This window comes from Achromobacter sp. SD115 (assembly GCF_017355315.1).
In the GTDB taxonomy this organism is placed as follows: domain Bacteria; phylum Pseudomonadota; class Gammaproteobacteria; order Burkholderiales; family Burkholderiaceae_B; genus Achromobacter; species Achromobacter xylosoxidans_B.
The window spans coordinates 20,510-42,434 of record NZ_JADIJM010000024.1 but is presented as its reverse complement, the minus strand read 5'-3'; the positions used below and the strand labels follow the sequence as shown (position 1 = coordinate 42,434).

Below are 21,925 nucleotides of genomic sequence, written 5' to 3'. Positions count from 1 at the left end.
TGATACCCTTGTTGCGTTCCCTTTTTTCGCCCGAGAGCTCCATGAAACTGCTCGAACCCATCGTCGCGTGGCATCACGACATTTCCAAGATCCGCCGCGACATCCACGCGCATCCCGAACTGGCTTTCGAAGAGTTCCGCACCGCCGACGTGGTGGCGGCGAAACTCGAGGAATGGGGCATTGAAATCGACCGCGGCCTGGGCGGCACCGGCGTGGTCGGCATCATCCGCGGCAATCTGCCGGGCGACCGCGCCGTGGGCCTGCGCGCCGACATGGACGCCCTGCCCATGCAGGAGGTCAACACCTTCGCGCACGCCAGCACCAACGCCGGCAAGATGCACGCCTGCGGCCACGACGGCCACACGGCCATGCTGCTGGCGGCCGCGCAATACCTGTCGCAGCACCGCGATTACGCCGGCACGGTTTACGTAATCTTCCAGCCCGCGGAAGAAGGCGGCGGCGGCGCCAAGCGCATGATCGACGACGGCCTGTTCAAACGCTTCCCCATGGAAGCGGTGTTCGGCATGCACAACTGGCCCGGCATGAAGCCCGGCCAGTTCGGCCTGACCGCCGGCCCCATCATGGCCTCCAGCAATGAGTTCTCCATCATCGTGAAGGGCAAGGGCACGCACGCCGGCATGCCCAACCTGGGCATCGATCCGGTCATGGCGGCCGTGCAACTGGCGCAATCGCTGCAGACCATCATCACGCGCAACCGCAATCCGCTGGATGCGGCCGTGCTCAGCATCACGCAGATCCACGCCGGTAGCGCCGACAACGTCGTGCCCAACCACGCCGAATTGCGCGGCACCGTGCGCACCTTCACGCTGGACGTGCTGGACCTGATCGAACGCCGTATGGAAGAGATCGCGCGCCACACCTGCGCGGCGATGGACTGCGAAGTCGAATTCACGTTCCAGCGCAACTATCCGCCCACCATCAACCACGCCGAGGAAGCCGCGTTCTGCGCCGACGTGCTGCGCGACATCGTGGGCGAGGCCAACGTCAACGACCACGTGCAACCCACCATGGGCGCGGAAGACTTCGCCTTCATGTTGCAGGAACTGCCGGGCTGTTATGTCTGGATCGGCAATGGCACCGGCGAGCACCGCGACAGCGGCCACGGCCTGGGGCCATGCATGCTGCACAACGGCAGCTACGACTTCAACGACGAACTGCTGCCGCTGGGCGGCACCTACTGGGTCCAGCTGGCGCTCAAGCGCCTGGCCAAGGCCTGATCCTCAGCCGCCTTCCGCCGTCCCGACCGCCAGGCACATTGCCAGGAAGCGTCCGGCGGCGCGGGCGGCGGCGTCGGCATGCGGCACCAGGATGCTCAGGGTCCGCGTCAGCGGCCTGGGCAAGAGGCGCAAGGCCGCCAGGGCGCCATCCTCGTGCCGCATCGACATGACCGACACGAAGCCCACGCCCAGTCCGGCCCGCACCGCCTGCTTCACGCCTTCCACGCCAGCCAACTCCAGGCCCACCGACGGCGCCAGGCCGGCGTCCGCGAAAGCGCGCTCCACCAGCCGGCGCACGCCCGAACCGGGTTCGCGCATGATCAGCGCTGACGTCGCCAGGTCACGCAGCGTCACCGCCCCCTTGCCCGCCAGCGCGTGGTCCGCGCGCACCACCGCCACCACTTCGTCCTGGCGCCAGGCATGCACCGCCGTGTCCGCGGGCAGGCCCAATGGCACGTCGCCTTCGATGAACGCCAGGTCCAGGGCCGGCAGGCGCTCGACGATCTCGCGCGTGTTGCCATCGGACAGATGCAGGCTGACCGCCGGAAAGGCATGGCGGAAGTCCGCCACCAGGCTGGGCAGCAGATAGCTGGCGGGGGTGGTGCTGGCGCCCAGGCGCAGATCGCCGGTTTCCAGTCCGCGCCAGGACTCGCGCACCGCCTGCGCCTGCCGGTATACCTGGCGCAACTGGCGCGCCTGCTCGGCCAGGCGTTCACCGGCTTCGGTCAGCGCGATGCCATGGCCGCTGCGGCGGTACAGGGGTTCGCCGAACCATTCCTGCAGCATCCGTAGCTGGCCGGAGACGGCGGGCTGGGACAGGTTCAGCAGCTGCGCGGCGCGGCTGATGTTGCCGGCATCGGCCACGCTGGCGAAGGTAAGCAACTGATCGGGGGTCATGATCGACTAAATATCAGAATTACTGATATTACATATCCGAAATAAAGATTTTTCAAATAGTAGGCGGGAAATTAATATTTCGGGAAGTTATTTAGATATGCCTCCCCCAAAAGGCCAGCCATGAGCACCTCTACCAGCACCGCCGTTCCCTTGCCCGCCACGCCAACCACGCCGGCAGCGCCTCCCGCCGCCACGCCCTGGCGCGACAAGCTCAATGGCGTACTGTTCGTCGGGCTGATGGCCGCCGCGGTAATGCAGCTGGCGGACCTGCCCGCCATCCGCCAACTGGGCTTCTCGCCGCTGGTCGTGGGCATCGTCTGCGGCATGCTCTATGGCAACTTCCTGCGCGGCACCATGCCCGCCGACTGGAGCGCGGGCGTAAATTTCACCGCGCGGCGCCTGCTGCGCATCGCCGTTGCCTTCTACGGCCTGAATATCAGCATCCAGCAGATCGCCGCCGTGGGCCTGCCCGGGCTGGCGGTCTCGGTGGCGGTGGTGGTGGGCACCCTGTTGATCGGCACTGTGGTGGGCCAGCGCCTGCTGGGCCTGGATCGCGACACCGCCATGCTCACCGCCGCCGGCAGCGCCATCTGCGGCGCCGCTGCCGTGCTGGCGTTCGAGCCCACGCTGCGGGCCGCTCCCCACAAGAGCGCGGTGGCCGTGGCCACCGTGGTGCTGTTCGGCACCCTGTCCATGTTCCTTTACCCGGTGCTCTACCACGCGGGCTGGCTGAATTTCGACACCCAGGCCCTGGGCATCTATATCGGCGGCACCATCCATGAAGTGGCCCAGGTCGTTGGCGCGGCCAGCAACGTCGACCCCGCCACCACCGAAGTCGCCACCATCGTGAAGATGACCCGCGTGGCCCTGCTGGTGCCGGTCCTGCTGATCCTGGGCATGTATCTGCGCAGCGCGGCGGCGCACGCCGCTGGCGGCCAGGCCAAGGGTGGCAAGCTGCCGATCCCCTGGTTCGCGGTGGGCTTCCTGGTGCTGGCCATCATCAATTCGCTGAACATCATCCCCGCCGATGCGGTAGCCGCCATCCGTCGCCTGGACGTCTTCGCCCTGACCATGGCCATGACCGCGCTGGGCATCGAAACCCGTTTCGCCCAGATCCGCAAGGCCGGTCCCCGGGTGATGGCGCTGGGCCTGATCCTGTACCTCTGGCTGCTGGTCGGCGGCTACGGCATCGTCAAGCTGGCGTCCTGATCCCCGGCCCGCCGCGCCCAGAGGCGTGGCGGGCTTCGCGCATGCACGCCGCTGTCAGGTTTTTCCTGCATAATCGGCTGGTTCCCTAGCAGTGGAGTCGGCCGCATGACCTCCAGCACCAAAACCCCGTTCACGACCTTGCCCGCCGATCGCGACGCGGTGTTGCGCGTCATGCCGATGCCGGCGGACGCGAATATCCACGGGGACGTTTTTGGCGGCTGGATCATGTCCCAGGTCGACATCGCCGGATCGATCCCCGCCGCGCGCCGCGCCGCCGGACGTGTGGCCACCGTCGCGGTCAACGCCTTCCAGTTCAAAGAGCCGGTGTTCGTGGGCGACCTGCTCAGTTTCTACGCAGCCATCACCAAGACCGGCACGACCTCGGTCACGGTGTCCGTCGAGGTCTACGCGGAGCGTCAGCGGCTGGACGCCGAGATCGTCAAGGTCACCGAGGCTACGCTGACCTACGTCGCCACCGACGAAGCGCGCCGCCGCCGTCCCCTTCCTACTCTTTGAGCCGTAACGCATGACGCAGTCCGCCGCCGCGCAGAAACCGCCCGCGACGCCCCGCCGCCTCGACCCGGAAGACGCCCAACACGCCCTGGCGGAAGTGCAGGAACGCCTGCGCCGCCAGCAACTGGTCGCCGACCTGGTGCATCGCCAGGAAGAAGGCGACTCCAAGGCCTCGCTGGTCGAGGACCTGGTGCATCGCCAGCACGAGGCCGAGCTCAAGACCCTGCTGGACGGGCTGCATCCGGCCGACATCGCGTTCATCCTGGAATCGCTGCCCAAGGACGAACGGCAAGCCATCTGGAAACTGGTCAGCCCCGAGCACGACGCGGACGTGCTGCTGGAAGTCGAAGACTGGGTGCGGGAATCGCTGATCGAGGCGATGGACCGCCAGGACCTGGTTGCCGCCACCGGCAACATGGACGCCGACGAGCTGGCCGACCTGGCGCCCGACCTGCCGCCCGACGTGGTGGCCGAAGTCCAGAAGGGCCTGACCGAAGAGGAACGCGCGCAGCTGCTGGAAGCCATGGGCTATCCGGAAGACAGCGTGGGCGCGATCATGGACTTCGAGATGGTCCGGGTGCGCGAGGATGTGACACTGGAAGTGGTGTTGCGCTATCTGCGCCGGCTGCACGAGCTGCCCGACCACACCGACCAGATCTTCGTGGTGGACCGCCAGGACAAGCTGCAAGGCATCCTGCCCCTGTCCAAGCTGCTGGTCAGCGAGCCCGAAACCGAAGTGAGCGCGGTCATGAACTCGGATTTCCTGGCGCTCAACCCGCTGGATTCCGACGCCGATGCCGCCGGCGCCTTCGAACGCTACGACCTGGTCTCCGCCCCCGTCATGGACGACCAGGGCCGCCTGATCGGCCGGGTCACCATCGCCGACGTGGTCGACGTGATGCGCGAAGACTCCCAGGAACAGGCGCTGTCGCGCGCCGGCCTGCAGGAAGAAGACATTTTCGCGCCCGTCGCCACTGCCCTGCGCAACCGCGCCCCCTGGCTGCTGTTCAACCTCTGTACCGCCGCCACGGCGTCCTTCGTGGCGTCCCAGTTCGAAGGCACGGTCAGCCAGATCGTCATCCTGGCGTTCCTGATGTCCATCGTGGCCGGCATCGGCGGCAACTCCGGCAACCAGACCATGACCCTGATCATCCGGGCCCTGGCCATGGGCCGGATCACCGGCCGCAACCTGTGGCAGCTGGTCAAGCGCGAACTCCTCGTCACCCTGATGGTGGGGCTGTGCGGCAGCCTGGTCGCCGCGCTGTTCGCCTGGGCGATTTCGCATTCGGTGTCCATCGCGCTGGTGATGATGGCCGCCATGATCTGCAACATGCTGGTCGGCGCGTCGGTGGGCGTGCTGGTGCCGATGGTGCGCGCCCGGTTCGGCAAGGATCCGGCGATGGGCTCGTCGGTGCTCCTGACCTTTGCCACCGATTCGCTGGGATTCTTTATCTTTCTGGGCCTGGCGACGATTTTCCTGCTGTAGCCCGGATACAACGGTCAAAAAAACCGGCTTCCCTCTGGCGGCGCCTCGTTGACAGCTAGCTGACAGGGTGGATGACGATCGTTCCATTACAGTAATGGAATCGTCATCTCTACCCTTTCTGCATCCACAATGACTGCAAGATTCCGGGCGGCAATGCTTTGCCTGCTGCTCGCCACCTTCGCCGCCACCGCCCAAGCCTGTGACAGCATGCCCTCATGGGCCCAGTCGGCCTGCAACCGCCTGGACCAGATCTGGAACGAGGGCGGCAACGACCTGTACTTCACCGGCTACTCGTGGCACAACCGGGCCACCTACAGCAAAGAGAAGATCGACAGCTTCAACGAGCTGGCCTGGGGCGGCGGCTACGGCCGCAGCATCTACGACGAAGACGGCGACTGGCAGGGCCTGTACGCCATGGCTTTCCTCGACTCGCACAGCAAGGTCGAACCCATTGCCGGCTACGGCTTCCTGAAGATCGGGCGGGTCAGCGAGAACTTCCGCCTGGGCGCGGGCTATACCGTCTTCCTGACGGCGCGCCACGACATCATGAGCTATGTGCCGTTTCCGGGCATCCTGCCGCTGGTCAGCGCGGGCTACAAGGACGCGATGCTGTACGCGACCTATATCCCGGGTTCCGCCGGCGCGGGCAACGTGCTGTTCATGTTCGGCCGCTGGAGCTTCTGAAGCGCTCGCAGGCCTCAGAAGGCCTGGCCCAGCCTGCGCACCAGATCGCCCAGGCGCCAATCATCGATACCGTGCGCACGCAGGGCGCGCTCGGTCTCCACGACATAGTCCAGGCATGGCCCCGAATGGCCGACGGCATTGCGCACCGACGCCAGCAGGCGATCGTCGCTGAGGCCGGCCGCATACTCCTGGCAGGCCCGGTTCAACAGGAATACCAGGCCGCGCACCGGCGCGGCTTCGGTATGGCAGGTGAGCCAGCGCGGCGCGTAGGCGCCCGTGACCATCTCGCGGCGCCACAGCGCCTGGAATACCGCGGGCACGTCGCCGGCGGCGATCTGGAAAGCCACGCCGCGGCAGCAGCCGCCGCGGTCCAGGCCGAACACCAGGCCGGGATTGTCGGGCGAACCGCGATGATCGTGCGACCACAGGCACAGGGACCGGTGGTAGCCGCGCACCGTCGCCAGCCGCCGTTCACGCCAGGCGAAACCGGGATGCCATATCAGGGATCCGTAGGCGAACACCCACAGATCGTCGACGCCGTTCCAGCCGACCAGCAGGTCATCCACCGAAAGCGCGCGCCGCGAAGTTTCCGTACCGGCGCAGCCGGCGGGTACTGCCAACGACATAGGGTCCTCTGATATCCCGATTCATCCCATGATGGGAGTGCGGATATCCTACGCCGTAGCCTGCGCAAAAGAATTGCGTGATGGGGTCTGGCCAGCGGGCCGAATGGAATTTGCATCCCCGGCAGCCCCCACCATGGAAAAAAAATTGCGCGCGCCCGCCTACACCGCGTCCAGCGGCAATTCGGTGGTGCTTTTGATGACTTCCATCGAGAAGCTGGCGCTGACGTCCAGCAGGTCCACGGCGCCGATCAGGCGCCGATAGAAGCGGTCATAGGCCGCCATGTCCTCGACCACGACCTTGAGCAGATAATCGACGTCGCCCGCCATGCGGTGGAACTCCACCACGTTGGGCAGGGCCATCACGGCGTTGATCAGGCTCTGGGTCCATTTCTCGTTGTGCTGGCTGGTCTTGATGGACACGAAGACCGTCAGGTTCAGGCCCAGCGCGCAGGGATCCAGCAAGATGGCATTGCGGGCGATGACGCCGTCATCCTTCAGCTTCTGGATGCGACGCCAGCAGGGCGTGACGGACAGGTGCACCTGCTCGGCGATTTCGGCGACCGAACAGGTGGCGTCCTTCTGCAGCAAGGCCAGTATCTTGATGTCCGTCTGGTCCATGGGTTTCCTCGGCTGGATCGGCCCCAATGTTGCCTGTTCCGCCTGCCCGCGTCCAGCTTGCGCCCCCCGGGCGCCGGACTTCAGTAGGTCCCGGGGTAGCCGCCACCGTCGATCAGGATGTTCTGCGCCGTCATGTAGCCGGCCTGCGCGGAACAGACATAGGCGCACAGCGCGCCCAGTTCCTCGGGCTGGCCGTAGCGGCCGGCCGGATTGGCGCGTCCGCGCTCGTCCCACAGCTGCTCGAAGCTCTTGCCGCCGGACTGTTCCAGCATGCCTTGTATGTGCCTGACCTGCGCATCCGTGGCGAAGGCGCCAGGCAGCAGGTTGTTGATCGTGACGTTATGGCGCACGGTCTGGCGGGCCAGCCCGCTGACGAAGCCGATCAGGCCCGAGCGCGCGCCATTGGACAGGCCAAGCTCGGCGTGCGGCGCCTTGACGCTGCGCGACACGATGTTCACGATGCGCCCGAAGCGCCGCTCCATCATCCCGTCCACCACCCGGCGGATCATGTCGATGGGACCCAGCATCATGGCGTCCAGCGCGGCAATCCAGTCGTCATGGCTCCAGTGGCGGAAGTCGCCCGGCAGCGGGCCGTCCGCATTGTTGATCAGGATGTCGGGATGCGGACAGGCGGCCATGGCCGCGTCCCGGCCTTGCGCCTGCGTCAGGTCGGCCGACACCCAGCCCACCCCGATCCCGGTTTCATGCGATATCTCGGCCGCCGCCTGCTCCAGCGTGGCGGGGTTGCGGGCGGCTATCGTGACAGCCACGCCTTCCCGCGCCAATTGCAGAGCGCACGCCCGACCCATGCCGCGGCTACCGCCGAATACCAGTGCCGTCTTGCCGCCGATCCCCAGATCCATGCCCGACTCTCCTGTCATTGCGCTTTGGCGGAGCGCTCCGCCAAAGCGGACCAGTATAGGACTGCCGTGTCAGCCCATCCACTGGCTGACCGGCGCCGCCGCATCCTGCAAGGGCTGCGCCACCACGTCGATCAGCGCCGGGCCGTCATGCTCCATTGCTGCCTTGATGGCGGCATCCAGCTTGGCCGGATCCTCCACCCGCCAGGCCTTGACGCCATAAGCTTCGGCGATGCGGGCATGGTCGGTGCGGTTGAAGTCCACGCTGTAGTAGCGCTTGTCGTAGCCCGCCTTCTGGCTGGCCTTGATCCAGCCATAGACCGAGTTCGAGAACACCACCATCAGCAGCGGCGCCTTGTGCCGCACGATGGTTTCCAGTTCGCCCACGGTGAAGCCGAAGCTGCCGTCGCCCATCACCGACACGCACTTGGACTGCGGCCGGCCAACCCAGGCGCCCAGCGCGGCCGACATGGAGAAGCCCAGCGCGCCATGCGCGCGGTTGGTGATGAAATGACGGCCGGGGCGCGACACGTCGTAGTAGGCGGAGAAATACGGGCAAGGCGTGCCGGGGTCGGCGCAGACCACCGCGTCATCCGGCAACAGGCGGTTCAGGGACTGCACCACGCGCTCCGGGCGGATGGGTGCGTCCAGGCTGTGGGCCAGCGGCTCCAGCTGCGCCCGGCGAGCCTCCTTGGCGCGGCCAGCCAGCACCGCCCCGTCGGCGGCATCCGCCGGACGGTGCGCCAGGCGCGCCGCGACCTCCACGCCCAGGGCCTCCAGCGCCAGCTTGGCGTCGCCCACCATGCCGACTTCGGTCAGGTAGTTGGCGCCGATCACCATGGGATCGATGTCGATATGCAAGATGGGCACGTCGCGGTTGGGGAAGCGCCAGTGCTCGGTGGAGGTCGAACCCGCGCGGCAGCCGACGAACAGCACCACGTCGGCCGCGGCCACCACATCGCGCGTCGCCATCACGCCGCCGTTGGAGCCGACCACGCCCGCATTTAGGGGATGGTTGTCGGCCAGGCTGCCCTGCCCGCTCACGGTCACGCAAACCGCGGCTTTGAGCGATTCGGCCAATTCCTGCAAGGCGCCGCTGGCGCCGGCGATGACCACGCCGCCGCCACAGATGATCACCGGCGCACGCGCGCTGACCAGCCGCTGCGCGGCGCGCGCGACGTCCAGCGGATCCGGCGCGTAGCGCATGGCCGGAAACCGTCCGTGCTCGGGTTGGGCCCAGACATCGGACGCGTCCACCTGCTGCTTCATCACGTCATACGGAAAGCACAGATGGGCGGCGCCGGGCTTGCCGGTCGTCATGGCGCGGAAGGCCGCGCGCACCATGCCGGGAATCTGATCCGCGCGGTCGATGGTGCGGTTCCATTTGGTCAGCGGGCGGTACAGCGCTTCCTGGTCCAGTTCGGTCAGCGGATACTTGCCGCGCGAGCCCACCGCCACGTCCGAGGTAATGCCCAGCACCGGAATAGACGATTCGTTGGCCTCCACCAGGCCGGGCAGCAGATAGGTTGCGCCGCCGCCGCTGGGGCCTTCGCACACGCCGACCTTGCCGGTCACGCGGGCATAGGCGTCCGCCATGTAGCCGGCGCTGCGCTCATCGCGCGTCAGGATGTGCTGCATGCCGTGGTCCAGCCGGTACAGCGCATCGTAGAACGGCAGGCTGGTATCGCCGCACAGGCCGAAAATGTGCTTGACGCCGTTGTGCTGCAACATGCGCACCATAGCTTCGGCGCCGGTCATGTTTTCCATGTCATCTCCACTTGTGTTGCACGCGCAGTGGCCGGACGGTATTGCGCCGGCCACGCGTGGTTCAGTTGTCCAGATTGATGTTGCTGCTCTTGATGAAGGCGCTCCAACGGTCGTATTCGGACTTCACGTAGGCGTCCAGCGCCGGGCCGTCGGAGGCCACGATCTCGAAGCCCGCATCCGTGACCTTCTTGCGGATTTCCGGATCGGCCAACACGGCCTTGAAATCGGCAGTCAGCTTTTTCACCGTTGCGTCCGGCGTACCCTTGGGCGCGAACATGCCGCTCCAGGAATAGGCGACAAAGCCGGGGAAACCCGATTCCGCCACCGTCGGGACGTTAGGCAGATCGGCCAGGCGCTTGTCGCCCGCCACCGCCAGCGGCTTGATCTTGCCGGCCTGGATCTGGCCGCGCAGGGCCGCGAAGCTCAGCCAGGTCATGCTGGCCTGGCCGCCCACCACCGCCTGGATCGCCGGTCCGCCGCCGCCGTAAGGCACATGCAGCAGCTCGACCTTCGACAGGCGCTTGAGCTCTTCAGGCGCCAGATGGTTCAGCGAACCCACGCCGGTAGAGGCATAGTTGAACTTGTTGGGCGGTTGCTTGGCGGCGGCGGCCAGGAATTCCTTCAAGTTGTCCCCAGGCACGCTGGGATTGGCGCCCAGCACCAACGGGAAGCGCACCGTCTGTGAAATGGCGACAAAGTCCTTGAACGTGTCGTAGGGCAGCTTGGGCTTCACAGCGGGATTGATGCCGTGGTTGTCGAAGCTGACCAGCAAGGTGTTGCCGTCGGGTTCGGCGCGCGCCACGAAGGCGGTGGCGATCTGGCTGGCCGCCCCCGGCCGGTTTTCGACCACCACCGCGCGACCACCCAATTGCTGCGACAGGCGCGGCTGCAGGATGCGCGCCAGGATGTCGGTACTGCCTCCAGGGGGATACGGCACGACCAGTATCAGCGGCCGTTCCTCTGCGGCGGTGGCCGGCGACGTGACGAATGCGCCTGCCGTGGCGGACAGCATGCATAGCGCAGCCAGTCCGCGCTTGATCCCGTGATTCATAGCTTTTCCCCTGCTTGTATGGTGTTGGCCGGCGCTGCCGTGGCGGGTTCGGCCTGGTCCCGCATGTAGATCGTGGAAAAACCGGTGCGTATGACGTCGGTGATCTGGTCCAGACGGCGGCCGATGTGCGCGCCCATCAGACCCGGCAAGGCATCGAGGTCGCGCCGTTCCAGAGCTTCGACAATGCGCAGATGCTCGCTCTGCGTGTGGCTGCGGCGCCCCTGCTGCATGTCGATCCAGCGCACGAAGTGGATGCGGGCGTTGACGCTTTCCAGCGCGCGCACGAACTCCTCGTTGCGCGAGTAGCGCGCCAGCGTCAGATGGAAAGCCTCATCAAGTTCCAGCAGACGGGTGGCATCGCTGTCCTCGGGCAGGTCGCGGGACCGCTCGACGAACTCCCGCAGGCTGGCCAGTTCTTCGTCGCTGGCGCGCTCGCAGGCCGCGCGCACGATGCCAGCCTCCAGCACGGCGCGGTACTCGTAAAGACTGTGGATCTGTTTGGCGTCGAGCAGGCGGGCAATGAAACCGCGGTTGACCGAGCGGGTCAGAAAACCTTCGACCATCAGCTGGTTCAGGACTTCGCGCAGCGGCGTGCGGCTGACGTTCAGCCTGCGGGCCAACTCCACCTCGTTGATGCGTTCGCCGGGCTTGAAGTCAAAGCGCACTGCCATCGCCTTGACCGCGTTATACAGCTCCGCCTGCGCTTCCTTGGTGCGCGCCGCGGGCCGGATTGCGATTGAGGATGGAGTCATGCCTGCTCACCTGCGCCCGGTTGGATGGCCGGGAATGAAATGCATACTAAAGTGCATACACTTGAAGCAACAACCCGGGTTTCCCCGTAAGCCGGGCTCCCTGTCCCCCCCTGGATGAGGCGAACGCAGGGCGAAAAAAAGCCCGCAACGCGGGCGTTGCGGGCCATTCGTTCCTGCGGCGGCGCCTGCCGCCTGGCGCTTACAGGCCGGTGTCCAGCGTGTAGTGGGCGCCGTCCTTGTTTTCCAGGGTCAGCGTCGAGAGCGCGGGTACTGCCGCTGCCGCATCCTGGCTCACGTGGATGCGCAGATTCGCCAGCGGCACGTCCCAGCCGGCGTTTGCGGCCTCGGCATCCACGCCAGCCACCAGCGCCAGCCGCTGGGCGACCGCGCGTGCATCCTGCGCCCGGGCATCGATGCGCACCAGGCTGCGCGCGCCGTTGGGGTGCGCCATGAGTTCTGGCGACCACACGCACTCGGGCGTCAGATGGCGGCAGAAATACATGCGGATGCCGGGCAAGGGCTGCTCGGCAAAGCGCACGGTATGGAAACGGGCCTGGACTTCCTGGCCGTCCAGCATGGCGGGACGGCTCAGTTCCTGGACCGGATTGACGGCAAACCCAGCCGCCAGCAGGCGCTCGCGAGTGGCTTCGGCATCATAGGTGCGGAACACCAGGGCCTCCAGCCCGAACGGCGAATCGGCGATTTCCTTGCGGGCGGGCGGCGCGCCGGGCGGCCAGCCCAGCAATTCGACATACGTGCCTTCCAGCACGATCAGCCGGTTGCACGACCCCAGGTTGTGCACCGCCTTGTCGCTGAGGTGGAACCCCTGGCGTTCGAAATGCGGGGCCAGCGCATCCAGCCGGTCGCGCACCATGACCACGGCATGGTCGAATTCAGTGCGGCCGACGGAATGCAGCATGATGGCTCCTGGCTCAGACGAGCTTGCCGTGGCACTGCTTGTACTTCTTGCCGCTGCCGCAAGGGCACGGGTCGTTGCGGCCGACCTTGGGCAAGGCATTGCGCACGGGTTGCGCGCCGCTTTCCGGTTCGGACTGGGCCAGCGCTTCGTCGTAATCGGAATGGTGGTACTGCACGTTCTGCACGTGCGGCTGCGCCGCTTCGGCCTCGGCCTGTTCGACCTGTTCCTGCGACTGCACGCGCACCGTCATCAGCACCCGGACCACGTCGTCGCGGATGCGGTCCAGCATGCCCGAGAACAGTTCGAAGGCTTCGCGCTTGTATTCCTGCTTGGGGTTCTTCTGCGCATAGCCGCGCAGGTGGATGCCCTGGCGCAGGTAATCCAGCGCCGACAGGTGCTCGCGCCAATGCGTGTCGATCGCCTGCAGCATGATCGAACGCTCGAACTGCGACCACGATTCCGTGCCCACCTGGTCGACCTTGGCCTGGTAGGCGTCGCGTGCCGCGCTCACGACGCGCTCGCGCAGGTCGTCGTCGGTCAGGCTGGCTTCCTTTTCCAGCATTTCGGTCAGCGGCAACTGCACGTGCCAGTCGGCTTCCAGCGCCTTTTGCAGCGCCGGCACGTCCCACTGTTCTTCCACCGATTCCGGCGGCACGTAGGTGTTGACCATTTCGGCCACGGCGGCGTCGCGCAGGTTCTGCACGGTGGCGCCCACGCTGGCGGCTTCCAGCACGTCATTGCGCTGCGAATACAGCACCTTGCGCTGGTCGTTGGCGACGTCGTCGTACTCCAGCAATTGCTTGCGGATGTCGAAGTTGCGGCCTTCCACCTTGCGCTGCGCGGTCTCGATCGAACGCGTCACCATGCCGGCCTCGATGGGCTCGCCCTCGGGCAGCTTCAGGCGTTCCATGATGGCGCGCACGCGGTCGCCCGCGAAGATGCGCATCAGCGAGTCTTCCAGCGACAGATAGAAGCGCGACGAACCCGGATCGCCCTGGCGGCCGGCACGGCCGCGCAGCTGGTTGTCGATACGGCGCGATTCGTGGCGTTCGGTGCCGATGATGCGCAGGCCGCCGGCGGCCTTGACCTGCTCGTTCAGCGGCTTCCAGTCGGCGCGCACCTTCGCGATGCGGGCGTCCTTTTCGGCTTCGGACAGCGACTCGTCGGCGCGGATCAGGTCGACCTGCTTGTCGACGCTGCCGCCCAGCACGATGTCGGTGCCGCGGCCCGCCATGTTGGTGGCGATGGTGATGTGGCCAGGCTTGCCGGCTTCGGCGACGATTTCGGCTTCGCGGGCGTGCTGCTTGGCGTTCAGCACTTCGTGCGGCAGCTTGGCCTTCTTCAGCAGGCCCGACAGCAGCTCGGAGTTTTCGATGCTGGTGGTGCCCACCAGCACCGGCTGGCCGCGTTCGTGGCAGTCGCGGATGTCTTCGAGAATGGCGTTGTACTTTTCGCCGTCGGTCTTGAAGACCTGGTCGTTCTGGTCCTTGCGGACCATGGGCTTGTTGGTCGGGATGATGACCGTTTCGAGCCCGTAGATTTCCTGGAATTCGTAGGCTTCCGTATCGGCCGTGCCGGTCATGCCGGACAGCTTTTCGTACATGCGGAAGTAGTTCTGGAACGTGATCGACGCCAGCGTCTGGTTCTCGTGCTGGATCTTCACGCCTTCCTTGGCCTCGACCGCCTGGTGCAGGCCATCGGACCAGCGGCGGCCCACCATCAGGCGGCCGGTGAATTCGTCGACGATCACCACTTCGCCATCCTGCACCACGTACTGCTGGTCACGGAAGAACAGCGTGTTGGCGCGCAGCGCCACCATCAGGTGGTGCATCAGCGCGATATGGCGCGGGTCGTACAGCGATTCGCCCTCGGGCAGGATGCCCAGGCGCGACAGGATGCCTTCGGCGTTTTCGTGCCCGGCTTCGGACAGATAGACCTGCTGGCTCTTTTCGTCGACCCAGTAGTCGCCTTCGGGTTCCGGCTCCTGCGGCTTGGGCTCGTGGGCCATGCGCTTGAGCAGCGGCGGCACCGCGTTCATGCGGACGTAGAGCTCGGTGTGGTCTTCGGCCTGGCCGGAGATGATCAGCGGCGTGCGGGCCTCGTCGATCAGGATCGAGTCCACTTCGTCGACGATGGCGTAGAACAGACCGCGCTGGCGGCGGTCTTCAACACGGTATTCCATGTTGTCGCGCAGGTAGTCGAAGCCGAATTCGTTGTTGGTGCCGTAGGTGATGTCGGCGAGATACGCCGCCTTCTTTTCCTCGTTGGGCTGCTGCGGCACGACCACGCCCGTGCTCAGGCCCAGGAAGTGGTACAGGCGTCCCATCCATTCGGCGTCGCGGCGGGCCAGGTAGTCGTTCACCGTGACTACGTGCACGCCCTTGCCGGCGATCGCATTCAGGTAGACCGGCAAGGTCGCCATGAGCGTCTTGCCTTCGCCCGTGCGCATTTCAGCGATCTTGCCGCTGTGCAGGGCGATGCCGCCCAACATCTGCACGTCGAAGTGGCGCATGCCGAACACCCGCTTGCCCGCTTCGCGCACAACCGCGAACGCTTCGGGCAGCAGATCGTCCAGGGAGGTGCCCTGGGCGTGGCGGGAACGGAATTCCTCGGTTTTGGCCGCCAGCTCCGCATCGGAGAGCGCGGAGATCTTGGGTTCAAGCCCATTGATCTGGGTTACCAGCTTGCGATACTGCTTAAGCAGCCGGTCGTTGCGGCTGCCTATGAGTTTTTTGAGCAGAGAAACCATGCGTATGTCGGCCGCACGAGCCACGCCGCGCCTGCAAAAGGCCGGAGCAGCGTCACCCGTGACTTGATGTTATTGGTTGAGCGGGGGTCCGCTGGAAAACGAACCAGTTTAACGCACCTGGAGCGCAATAGCCTGAACCTATGGACAGGGTAGCACTGCCGGCCGGTTTGACCGGCGCGGACCGCCCAGGTTCACTGCCCGGCGTGGGCCACCGCGGAAGGCGGCGCGGTCTGATGCGGTCCCAGGAACAGGCGCGGGTCCAGCGGCTGCCCGGCCAGGCGGACCTCGAAGTGCAGATGCGGGCCGGTGGAACGGCCGGAACTGCCTACGCGGGCCACCTGCTGGCCGCGTTCGACCAGCTGCCCCTGCTTCACCATCAGGGAGGAAGCGTGGGCGTAACGGGTAATCAGGCCGTCCCCATGATCGATCTCGACCATATTGCCGTAACCCGGCTGGAACTTGGACTCCAGCACCACCCCGCCCGAGGCCGCCAGGATGGGCGTACCCGGAGGCGCGGCGAAATCCAGGCCCTCGTGCATGGCGCTGCGGCCGGTCACGGGGTTGCGGCGCCAGCCGTACGACGAGCTCAGATAGGGATAATCGGTGATCGGCATGGCGGTCGGCATGCGCGCCTGATCCGCCGACCGCTTGGTCAACGCCGCGTCCAGCAGCTTCAGGTTGTCCGACTGCTGGGCCAGCCTGGCCTGGATCTCGTCGAGTTGGCGGCCCAGCGCCTCGGCCGAAGCCGCGCTGGGCGGCGGGTGGTCGGTGAACAGATCGTCCATGACCTGGGTGGCTTCGGGCTGGGTCAGCGCCTCGGGCTGCGCCACCGCCAGTTGCTTGGCCAGCTCGGGATCGGTGTAAGCCACGCCGGCCACCTTGGCCACGCGCTGGCCCAGGCCGTCGATGCTTACCAGCTTGGCCTGCAGCGCCCCCACCTTGGCGGCCAGCAGATTCATGTTTCCACGCAGGAAATCGGCATCGCGGCCAGGCTGGCCCGCCAGGGGCCAACCCACGGTATGTACGGCCGGCAGGATCGGAGTAATGTATCGTTGTAACGCGGCGCCAAAGATGGCGGCCGTGATCAAGGCGCCCCCCAGAAACAGCGCGAGGCGCGCGCCGCCCAGGGTGAAATGCCCGTCCCGCCCGTCGCGGGCGTGCATAATCACGATTTTCAAGGTTTGCTTCCTAATTCTTAGAGCCGGCATGAATAGACCCACTTCATACCGTCAACGTTCCAGTTCCAGCCGGCGGAAAGAAGATACCGCCCTGGGATGGCTGGGTCATGACATGCGGGGCGCCGGCGTTCTGGCGACCGCCCGCAAGCACTTGCAAATCCAGTACGCGGTGGCGGCGGTTCTGCCCGCCCCGCTGGGCGCCGTATGCCAGGTGGGCAAGCTGGAAAACCAGTGCCTGCACCTGGTGGTGCCGAGTGCCGCGCATGCGGCCAAGATGCGTCAATTGGCACCGCGCATCGCGCGGACCTTGGCAGACCAAGGCTGGAACCTTAACGAAATCGCCGTCAAGGTACAAGCGGGTTTGCCCAAACCCGGCGCCCGTCAGCCGCGCCCTCCCAAAGAGGCGCAACCACTGGGCGACACCGCCCTGGGCGCGTTCGAGACCCTGCACGACAACCTGCGGCCAGGCCCTCTGGCCGACGCGGTCGCCAAGCTGCTGAAGCACCACAAGAGTAGCTGAAGCCAGCCGGGTTGTCCGTGATCCGGGCCTCCCGGAAACGAAGCGAAACCAAGTTCTCGGACGGATCCATCCTATGGTTTGCCGCCGGTTTGCGCCTTAAGCGCTAGAGGATGACGACCGTCACATCCTCTGGGAGTCCTCAGGGACCTAGCCGCGCAAGATGATAGCGCGGACGTCGCGGAGCCGGCTTTGCCGGTCCGCAGACGTCGCCCCTGGAGGGGGCCCGCGTCAGCGGGTAGGGAGTGGGCCTGGCTCTAGGCCAGTTGCCACTCTTGGCGGAACGCCTGTGGCGCTTCAGCCTGCGATTCGTAGGTAATCAGTTCCCAGGCGTCGCGCTGCTCCAGCAGCGCACGGGCTAGCTGGTTGTTCAGGCCGTGGCCGGACTTGCACGCGACGTAGCGCGCCACCAGGGGCTTGCCCAGCAGATACAGGTCGCCGATGGCGTCCAGGATCTTGTGTTTTACAAATTCGTCGTCGTAGCGCAGTCCGTCGCTATTGAGCACGCGGTACTCGTCCATGACGATGGCGTTGTCCAGGCTGCCGCCGCGGGCCAGGCCCATGGAGCGCAAGGCCTCGACTTCATTGACGAAACCGAAGGTGCGCGCGCGAGCGATTTCACGCACATACGAGTGCGTGGCGAAATCGATCTCGGCGAAATTGGCCGTGGAGTCGATGGCGGGGTGGCGGAAATCGATCGAGAACGCCAGCGCGTAGCCCTCATGGGGTTCGAGGCGGGCCCATTTCTCGTTGCGGCCTTCGCCTTCGCGCACTTCCACCGGCTTCAACACGCGGATGAATTGCTTGGGCGCGTTCTGCTCAACAATGCCCGCCGAGCGCAGCAGATAGACAAACGTGGCCGCACTGCCGTCCATGATGGGGACTTCTTCGGCAGTGAGGTCGATATGCAGGTTGTCGATACCCAGGCCGGCCAGCGCCGACATCAGGTGTTCCACCGTGGACACGCGGACATTGCCCTGCTGCAGCACCGATGCCATGCGCGTATCGCCCACGCCGGTGGCCTGCGCGGGCAGATCCACGACCTGCGGCAGATCGACGCGATGGAACACGATGCCCGTATTCGGTTGTGCCGGGCGCAAGGTGAGCTCGACCCGCCGTCCGGAGTGGACGCCGACGCCTGTCGTGCGGACGAGATTCTGAATGCTGCGCTGTCGGAACATGAGACTTGGGTGTTTTGAGCCAGGAAGCCGGCAAGAAGACGAGCAGATTGCCGGCGTAACTGACGTATTGTAACTCTGTCCGATCCCTGGCGCCATTTGGCGTCCGGATCGACCGATACCTCCGTCCCTTATTGAAACCGTGCAAGGGAAACACGGACCGCTCTGCCTCCGGCTTGCCTGTGGGGACAGGCAGGCCGGAGATGAGGGAGTGCAATTAGAGCCAGAAATCGGCTCCTAGGTTCAATCCGCTTGCTTGCGCAGGAATGCCGGGATGTCGAAATGATCCATGCCCGAGCTTTCCAGAGCACGCACCTGGGCCGACGCCTGGCTGCGCGGGTTGCGCATGACAGACGGCATGTCCAGGTTGCGGTAATCGCCTTGACCGCCAGCCGGCATCGTGCCCATGGGCATGTTGTCGGTGCCGGTACGCAGCACTTCAGCGGTGTTCTGCACCAGCTGCGGACGCGCTTGCGCACGGCCCAGGCCAGTTGCCACCACGGTCACGCGCAGGTTTTCGCCCATGGATTCGTCGTAGGCGGTGCCGAAGATCACGGTCGCGTCGTCCGAAGCATAGCTGCGGATCGTTTCCATGATTTCGCGCGTTTCGCGCATCTTCAGCGAGCGGCTGGCGGTAATGTTGACCAGCACGCCACGAGCGCCGTTCAGGTCCACGCCTTCCAGCAGCGGGCAAGCAATGGCGTGCTCGGCGGCCACCCGGGCGCGGTCCGCGCCCGAAGCCGACGCCGTGCCCATCATGGCCTGGCCCTGCTCGCCCATGATCGTCTTGACGTCTTCGAAGTCGACGTTGACGTTGCCTTCGACGTTGATGATTTCGGCGATGCCCGCGCAAGCGTTGTGCAGGATGTCGTCGGCCGAACGGAAGCAGTCTTCCTGCGTCGCGTCCTCGTCCATCAGTTCATAGAGGTTCTCGTTGAGTACCACGATGAGCGAATGCACGTGCTTGGCCAGTTCCGAGATACCGTCCTCGGCCATCTTCAGGCGCTTGTTGCCTTCGAAGGTGAAAGGCTTGGTGACCACGCCCACGGTCAGGATGCCCAGTTCCTTGGCGACTTCGGCCACGACCGGACCTGCGCCGGTGCCGGTGCCACCGCCCATGCCGGCGGTGATGAAGACCATGTGCGCGCCGTTCAGCGCGGCACGGATCTCCTCGCGCGCGGTTTCAGCCGATGCGCGTCCCTGCTCGGGCTTGGCGCCCGCGCCCAGGCCGGTGCGGCCCAGACGGATCTGCACCGGGGCGTTGGTCGCCGCCAGTGCCTGCGCATCGGTGTTGGCGCAGATGAAATCCACCCCGTGCACACCGCTGCGAATCATGTGCGCGACGGCATTGCCGCCCGCACCGCCCACACCAACGACCTTGATAACGGTCCCTTTGGTGTTGTTCTCAAGCATCTCAAAGTTCATCATGATGACTCCCTCACAAGTCCGATTTCGCAAATCACAAAAATTCCCCAACCAACCTATGTTTTGTGAATCGCCTCAAACTCGTCGCCGGACGGGCCCGCAACGGGTTTGAAGCGCCTCCCCTCTTCTGGCCCAGTCCGCATTACCGCCGCTGACCGCACCAAGGACAGGCCCCAACCTGCCCCTTGAAACTCAGTTCATGAACCATTCCTTCATGCGCGCCAGCAGGCTCTTGAAATTGCCGGTCTGGGCGGCGACCTTGCGGCCGCGCACGCGCTGCATTCTTGCTTCCTGCAACAAGCCCATCACCGTCGAGAAGCGCGGATTGCGCATCACGTCGGCCAGGCTGCCTTCGTATTCGGGCACCGCCACGCGCACCGGCTTGAGGAACACGTCCTCGGCCAGTTCGATCATGCCGGGCAGTTGGGCCGAGCCGCCGGTCAGGACCACGCCGGACGCCAGCAGGTCTTCGTAGCCGGAATCGCGCACGACCTGCTGCACCAGCGTGAACAGTTCTTCCACGCGCGGTTCGATCACGGCGCCCAGCGCCTGGCGCTTGACCTGGCGTGGGCCGCGGTCGCCCAGGCCCGGCACTTCCACGGACTCGTCCGGGCTGGCCAGCACCTGCTTGGCCACGCCGTAACGCAGCTTGATTTCCTCGGCATCGGGCGTGGGCGTGCGCAGCATCGCGGCGATGTCGTTGGTGATCTGGTCGCCGGCAATGGGCAGCACGGCGGTGTGGCGGATCGCGCCGCCGGTAAAGATGGCAACGTCGGTGGTGCCGCCGCCGATGTCGACCAGCACCACGCCCAGTTCCTTTTCATCGGCGGTGAGCACGGCCAGGCTGGACGCCAGGGGCTGCAGGATCAGGTCTTGCACTTCCAGGCCGCAGCGGCGCACGCACTTCACGATGTTCTGGGCGGCGCTGACCGCGCCCGTCACGATGTGCACGCGCACTTCCAGGCGCAGGCCGCTCATGCCGATGGGCTCGCGGATGTCTTCCTGGCCATCGACGATGAACTCCTGCGTCAGCACGTGCAGCACCTGCTGGTCGGTCGGGATGTTCACCGCCTTGGCGGTCTCGATGACGCGGGCAACGTCGGTGGCGGTGACTTCCTTGTCCTTCACGGCGACCATGCCGCTGGAATTGAAGCTGCGGATATGGCTGCCGGCAATGCCGGTGTAGACGTCGCGAATCTTGCAATCTGCCATCAGCTCGGCTTCTTCAAGCGCGCGCTGGATGGAATTCACTGTGGTCTCGATATTGACGACCACGCCCTTGCGCATGCCGCGCGATTCGTGCTGGCCCAGGCCAAGCACTTCGAATCGCCCTTCAGGCAAAATTTCAGCCACCACAGCCACCACCTTGCTGGTGCCGATATCGAGGGCGACGATAAGGTCCTTGATGTCACGGGTCATGGCGTTAGCGTTTCTTGGGAGGTTTCGGTATGGATTTGGATTTGGTTTCCGACGGCGGCAACGGAGCCAGCGCCAGGGCGAAACCATTGGGATAGCGCAGGTCGGCCTGCGTCACGGTGCGCCCTTCCAGGCGCCCCGACACGGCGGGCCACGCCTGCACAAAACGTTGAATGCGGGCCGCGAACGGCAGAGCGCCCGGCAGGCCATGCGGGTCCGGCGCATCGGCGCCCGGATCGCGGCCCAGGTCCAGCGACATGCCGTTGGACAGCACCACGCGCCAGGCGTAGCGCGGACTCAGATCCAGCTGCGTCACGTGCATATCGAGCGGCGCGAACCAGCGGGCCAGTTCGGCGTAGCGCTGCACGACCAGCGATTCGGTACCCTCCGGACCGGAGAACTGCGGCAGCACGGTCTCGTCGTCCACCTCGCCCGTGTTGGCCGTGAACGCTTCGCCCCAGGTGTTGATCATCTGGTTCTCGTTCCACAGCGCCAGAGGCTGCTGTTCCTCGATCCGCACGCGCAGCACATTGGGCCAGATCCGCCGCACGGTGGCGTGCCGGACCCACGGCACCGACTCGAAGATCTCGCGCGCGTCGTCCAGGTCGACCGTGAAGAAATTGCCCTTGAAGCGGCCCGCGATCGCCGACCGCACCGCCCCCGTGGAGACGTAGTGCAGCTCGGTGTCCGGCATCGATTCCAGCTCGATGGCCGAGAGCGTGAAGAACGGGCGTTGCACCACCCACACCACGCCCGCGACGAGCATGGCGCAAACCGCCAGCACGGCCAGCGTGTTGGCGATCAGGTTGGTTGTGCGAGCGTCGTTCCACACAGAGTATCCG

Annotated in this window: 20 protein-coding genes; 6 read left to right on the top strand and 14 right to left on the bottom strand. The window is 65.7% G+C overall.

Features of this window, described 5'->3' with window-relative positions; translation table 11 throughout:
- Nucleotides 1-41 precede the first annotated feature (41 nt).
- Nucleotides 42-1,238, top strand: coding sequence for a M20 aminoacylase family protein (locus IPU70_RS26630; protein WP_207472156.1), 1,197 nt, complete (start codon nt 42-44; stop codon nt 1,236-1,238).
- Nucleotides 1,239-1,241: 3 nt separating this feature from the next.
- Here IPU70_RS26630 and IPU70_RS26625 read toward each other — a convergent pair whose 3' ends face one another.
- Entirely contained in the window at nt 1,242-2,135 is an 894-nt protein-coding gene (locus tag IPU70_RS26625; RefSeq protein WP_207472154.1) for a LysR family transcriptional regulator, read from the bottom strand.
- Between the two features lie 120 nt (nt 2,136-2,255).
- On the opposite strand from IPU70_RS26625, the gene IPU70_RS26620 reads away from it, so the two are divergent.
- The 4 genes from IPU70_RS26620 (at nt 2,256) to pagP (ending at nt 6,027) form a co-directional block, all read left to right on the top strand.
- Nucleotides 2,256-3,344 carry a YeiH family protein gene (locus IPU70_RS26620; RefSeq protein ID WP_207472152.1) on the top strand — a complete coding sequence of 363 codons (1,089 nt, stop codon included), beginning with the start codon at nt 2,256-2,258 and terminating at the stop codon, nt 3,342-3,344.
- Nucleotides 3,345-3,449: 105 nt separating this feature from the next.
- On the top strand, nt 3,450-3,860 hold the full coding sequence (locus IPU70_RS26615; RefSeq protein ID WP_013391547.1) for an acyl-CoA thioesterase: 411 nt from the start codon (nt 3,450-3,452) through the stop codon (nt 3,858-3,860).
- Nucleotides 3,861-3,870: 10 nt separating this feature from the next.
- Nucleotides 3,871-5,343, top strand: a complete 1,473-nt coding sequence (mgtE, locus tag IPU70_RS26610; RefSeq protein WP_207472150.1) for a magnesium transporter — start codon at nt 3,871-3,873, stop codon at nt 5,341-5,343.
- Nucleotides 5,344-5,472: 129 nt separating this feature from the next.
- Nucleotides 5,473-6,027: a lipid IV(A) palmitoyltransferase PagP gene (pagP, locus tag IPU70_RS26605; RefSeq protein WP_207472148.1), complete on the top strand. Its 555-nt coding sequence runs from the start codon at nt 5,473-5,475 to the stop codon at nt 6,025-6,027.
- Between the two features lie 14 nt (nt 6,028-6,041).
- Here pagP and IPU70_RS26600 read toward each other — a convergent pair whose 3' ends face one another.
- The 9 genes from IPU70_RS26600 to IPU70_RS26560 all read right to left on the bottom strand — a co-directional run bounded on the left by IPU70_RS26600 (nt 6,042) and on the right by IPU70_RS26560 (nt 16,532).
- Nucleotides 6,042-6,653, bottom strand: a complete 612-nt coding sequence (locus tag IPU70_RS26600) for a gamma-glutamylcyclotransferase (protein ID WP_207472146.1) — start codon at nt 6,651-6,653, stop codon at nt 6,042-6,044.
- A 159-nt stretch (nt 6,654-6,812) separates the two neighbouring features.
- Complete coding sequence (locus IPU70_RS26595) at nt 6,813-7,271, bottom strand: Lrp/AsnC family transcriptional regulator (protein WP_013391543.1); 459 nt, start codon at nt 7,269-7,271, stop codon at nt 6,813-6,815.
- 80 nt (nt 7,272-7,351) lie between these two features.
- Nucleotides 7,352-8,134, bottom strand: a complete 783-nt coding sequence (locus IPU70_RS26590) for an SDR family NAD(P)-dependent oxidoreductase (RefSeq protein ID WP_207472139.1) — start codon at nt 8,132-8,134, stop codon at nt 7,352-7,354.
- Nucleotides 8,135-8,203: 69 nt separating this feature from the next.
- A complete protein-coding gene (locus IPU70_RS26585) occupies nt 8,204-9,898 on the bottom strand; it encodes a thiamine pyrophosphate-binding protein (RefSeq protein WP_207472137.1) in 1,695 nt (564 codons plus the stop codon).
- 61 nt (nt 9,899-9,959) lie between these two features.
- Nucleotides 9,960-10,949 (bottom strand): tripartite tricarboxylate transporter substrate binding protein, encoded by a 990-nt coding sequence (locus IPU70_RS26580; protein WP_013391540.1) that lies wholly within the window; start codon nt 10,947-10,949, stop codon nt 9,960-9,962.
- Nucleotides 10,946-11,701, bottom strand: a complete 756-nt coding sequence (locus IPU70_RS26575) for a GntR family transcriptional regulator (protein ID WP_207472135.1) — start codon at nt 11,699-11,701, stop codon at nt 10,946-10,948. The genes IPU70_RS26580 and IPU70_RS26575 overlap by 4 nt, the downstream gene beginning before the upstream one ends.
- A gap of 199 nt (nt 11,702-11,900) precedes the next feature.
- Nucleotides 11,901-12,620: a VOC family protein gene (locus IPU70_RS26570; RefSeq protein WP_207472133.1), complete on the bottom strand. Its 720-nt coding sequence runs from the start codon at nt 12,618-12,620 to the stop codon at nt 11,901-11,903.
- 13 nt (nt 12,621-12,633) lie between these two features.
- Nucleotides 12,634-15,369, bottom strand: a complete 2,736-nt coding sequence (gene secA, locus IPU70_RS26565; RefSeq protein ID WP_207472131.1) for a preprotein translocase subunit SecA — start codon at nt 15,367-15,369, stop codon at nt 12,634-12,636.
- A gap of 191 nt (nt 15,370-15,560) precedes the next feature.
- A complete protein-coding gene (locus IPU70_RS26560) occupies nt 15,561-16,532 on the bottom strand; it encodes a M23 family metallopeptidase (protein WP_207472285.1) in 972 nt (323 codons plus the stop codon).
- A 127-nt stretch (nt 16,533-16,659) separates the two neighbouring features.
- On the opposite strand from IPU70_RS26560, the gene IPU70_RS26555 reads away from it, so the two are divergent.
- The gene (locus IPU70_RS26555; RefSeq protein WP_013391534.1) at nt 16,660-17,067 is read left to right on the top strand and encodes a DciA family protein; all 408 of its coding nucleotides are present in this window, start codon (nt 16,660-16,662) and stop codon (nt 17,065-17,067) included.
- Nucleotides 17,068-17,321: 254 nt separating this feature from the next.
- On the opposite strand, the gene lpxC is transcribed toward IPU70_RS26555, so the two are convergent.
- The 4 genes from lpxC to IPU70_RS26535 form a co-directional block, all read right to left on the bottom strand.
- Complete coding sequence (gene lpxC, locus IPU70_RS26550) at nt 17,322-18,245, bottom strand: UDP-3-O-acyl-N-acetylglucosamine deacetylase (RefSeq protein ID WP_013391533.1); 924 nt, start codon at nt 18,243-18,245, stop codon at nt 17,322-17,324.
- Between the two features lie 240 nt (nt 18,246-18,485).
- On the bottom strand, nt 18,486-19,670 hold the full coding sequence (gene ftsZ / locus IPU70_RS26545; RefSeq protein WP_013391532.1) for a cell division protein FtsZ: 1,185 nt from the start codon (nt 19,668-19,670) through the stop codon (nt 18,486-18,488).
- A 189-nt stretch (nt 19,671-19,859) separates the two neighbouring features.
- A complete protein-coding gene (ftsA, locus tag IPU70_RS26540) occupies nt 19,860-21,086 on the bottom strand; it encodes a cell division protein FtsA (RefSeq protein WP_006217473.1) in 1,227 nt (408 codons plus the stop codon).
- A 4-nt stretch (nt 21,087-21,090) separates the two neighbouring features.
- Nucleotides 21,091-21,915 (bottom strand): cell division protein FtsQ/DivIB, encoded by an 825-nt coding sequence (locus IPU70_RS26535; protein WP_013391531.1) that lies wholly within the window; start codon nt 21,913-21,915, stop codon nt 21,091-21,093.
- Nucleotides 21,916-21,925 lie beyond the last annotated feature (10 nt).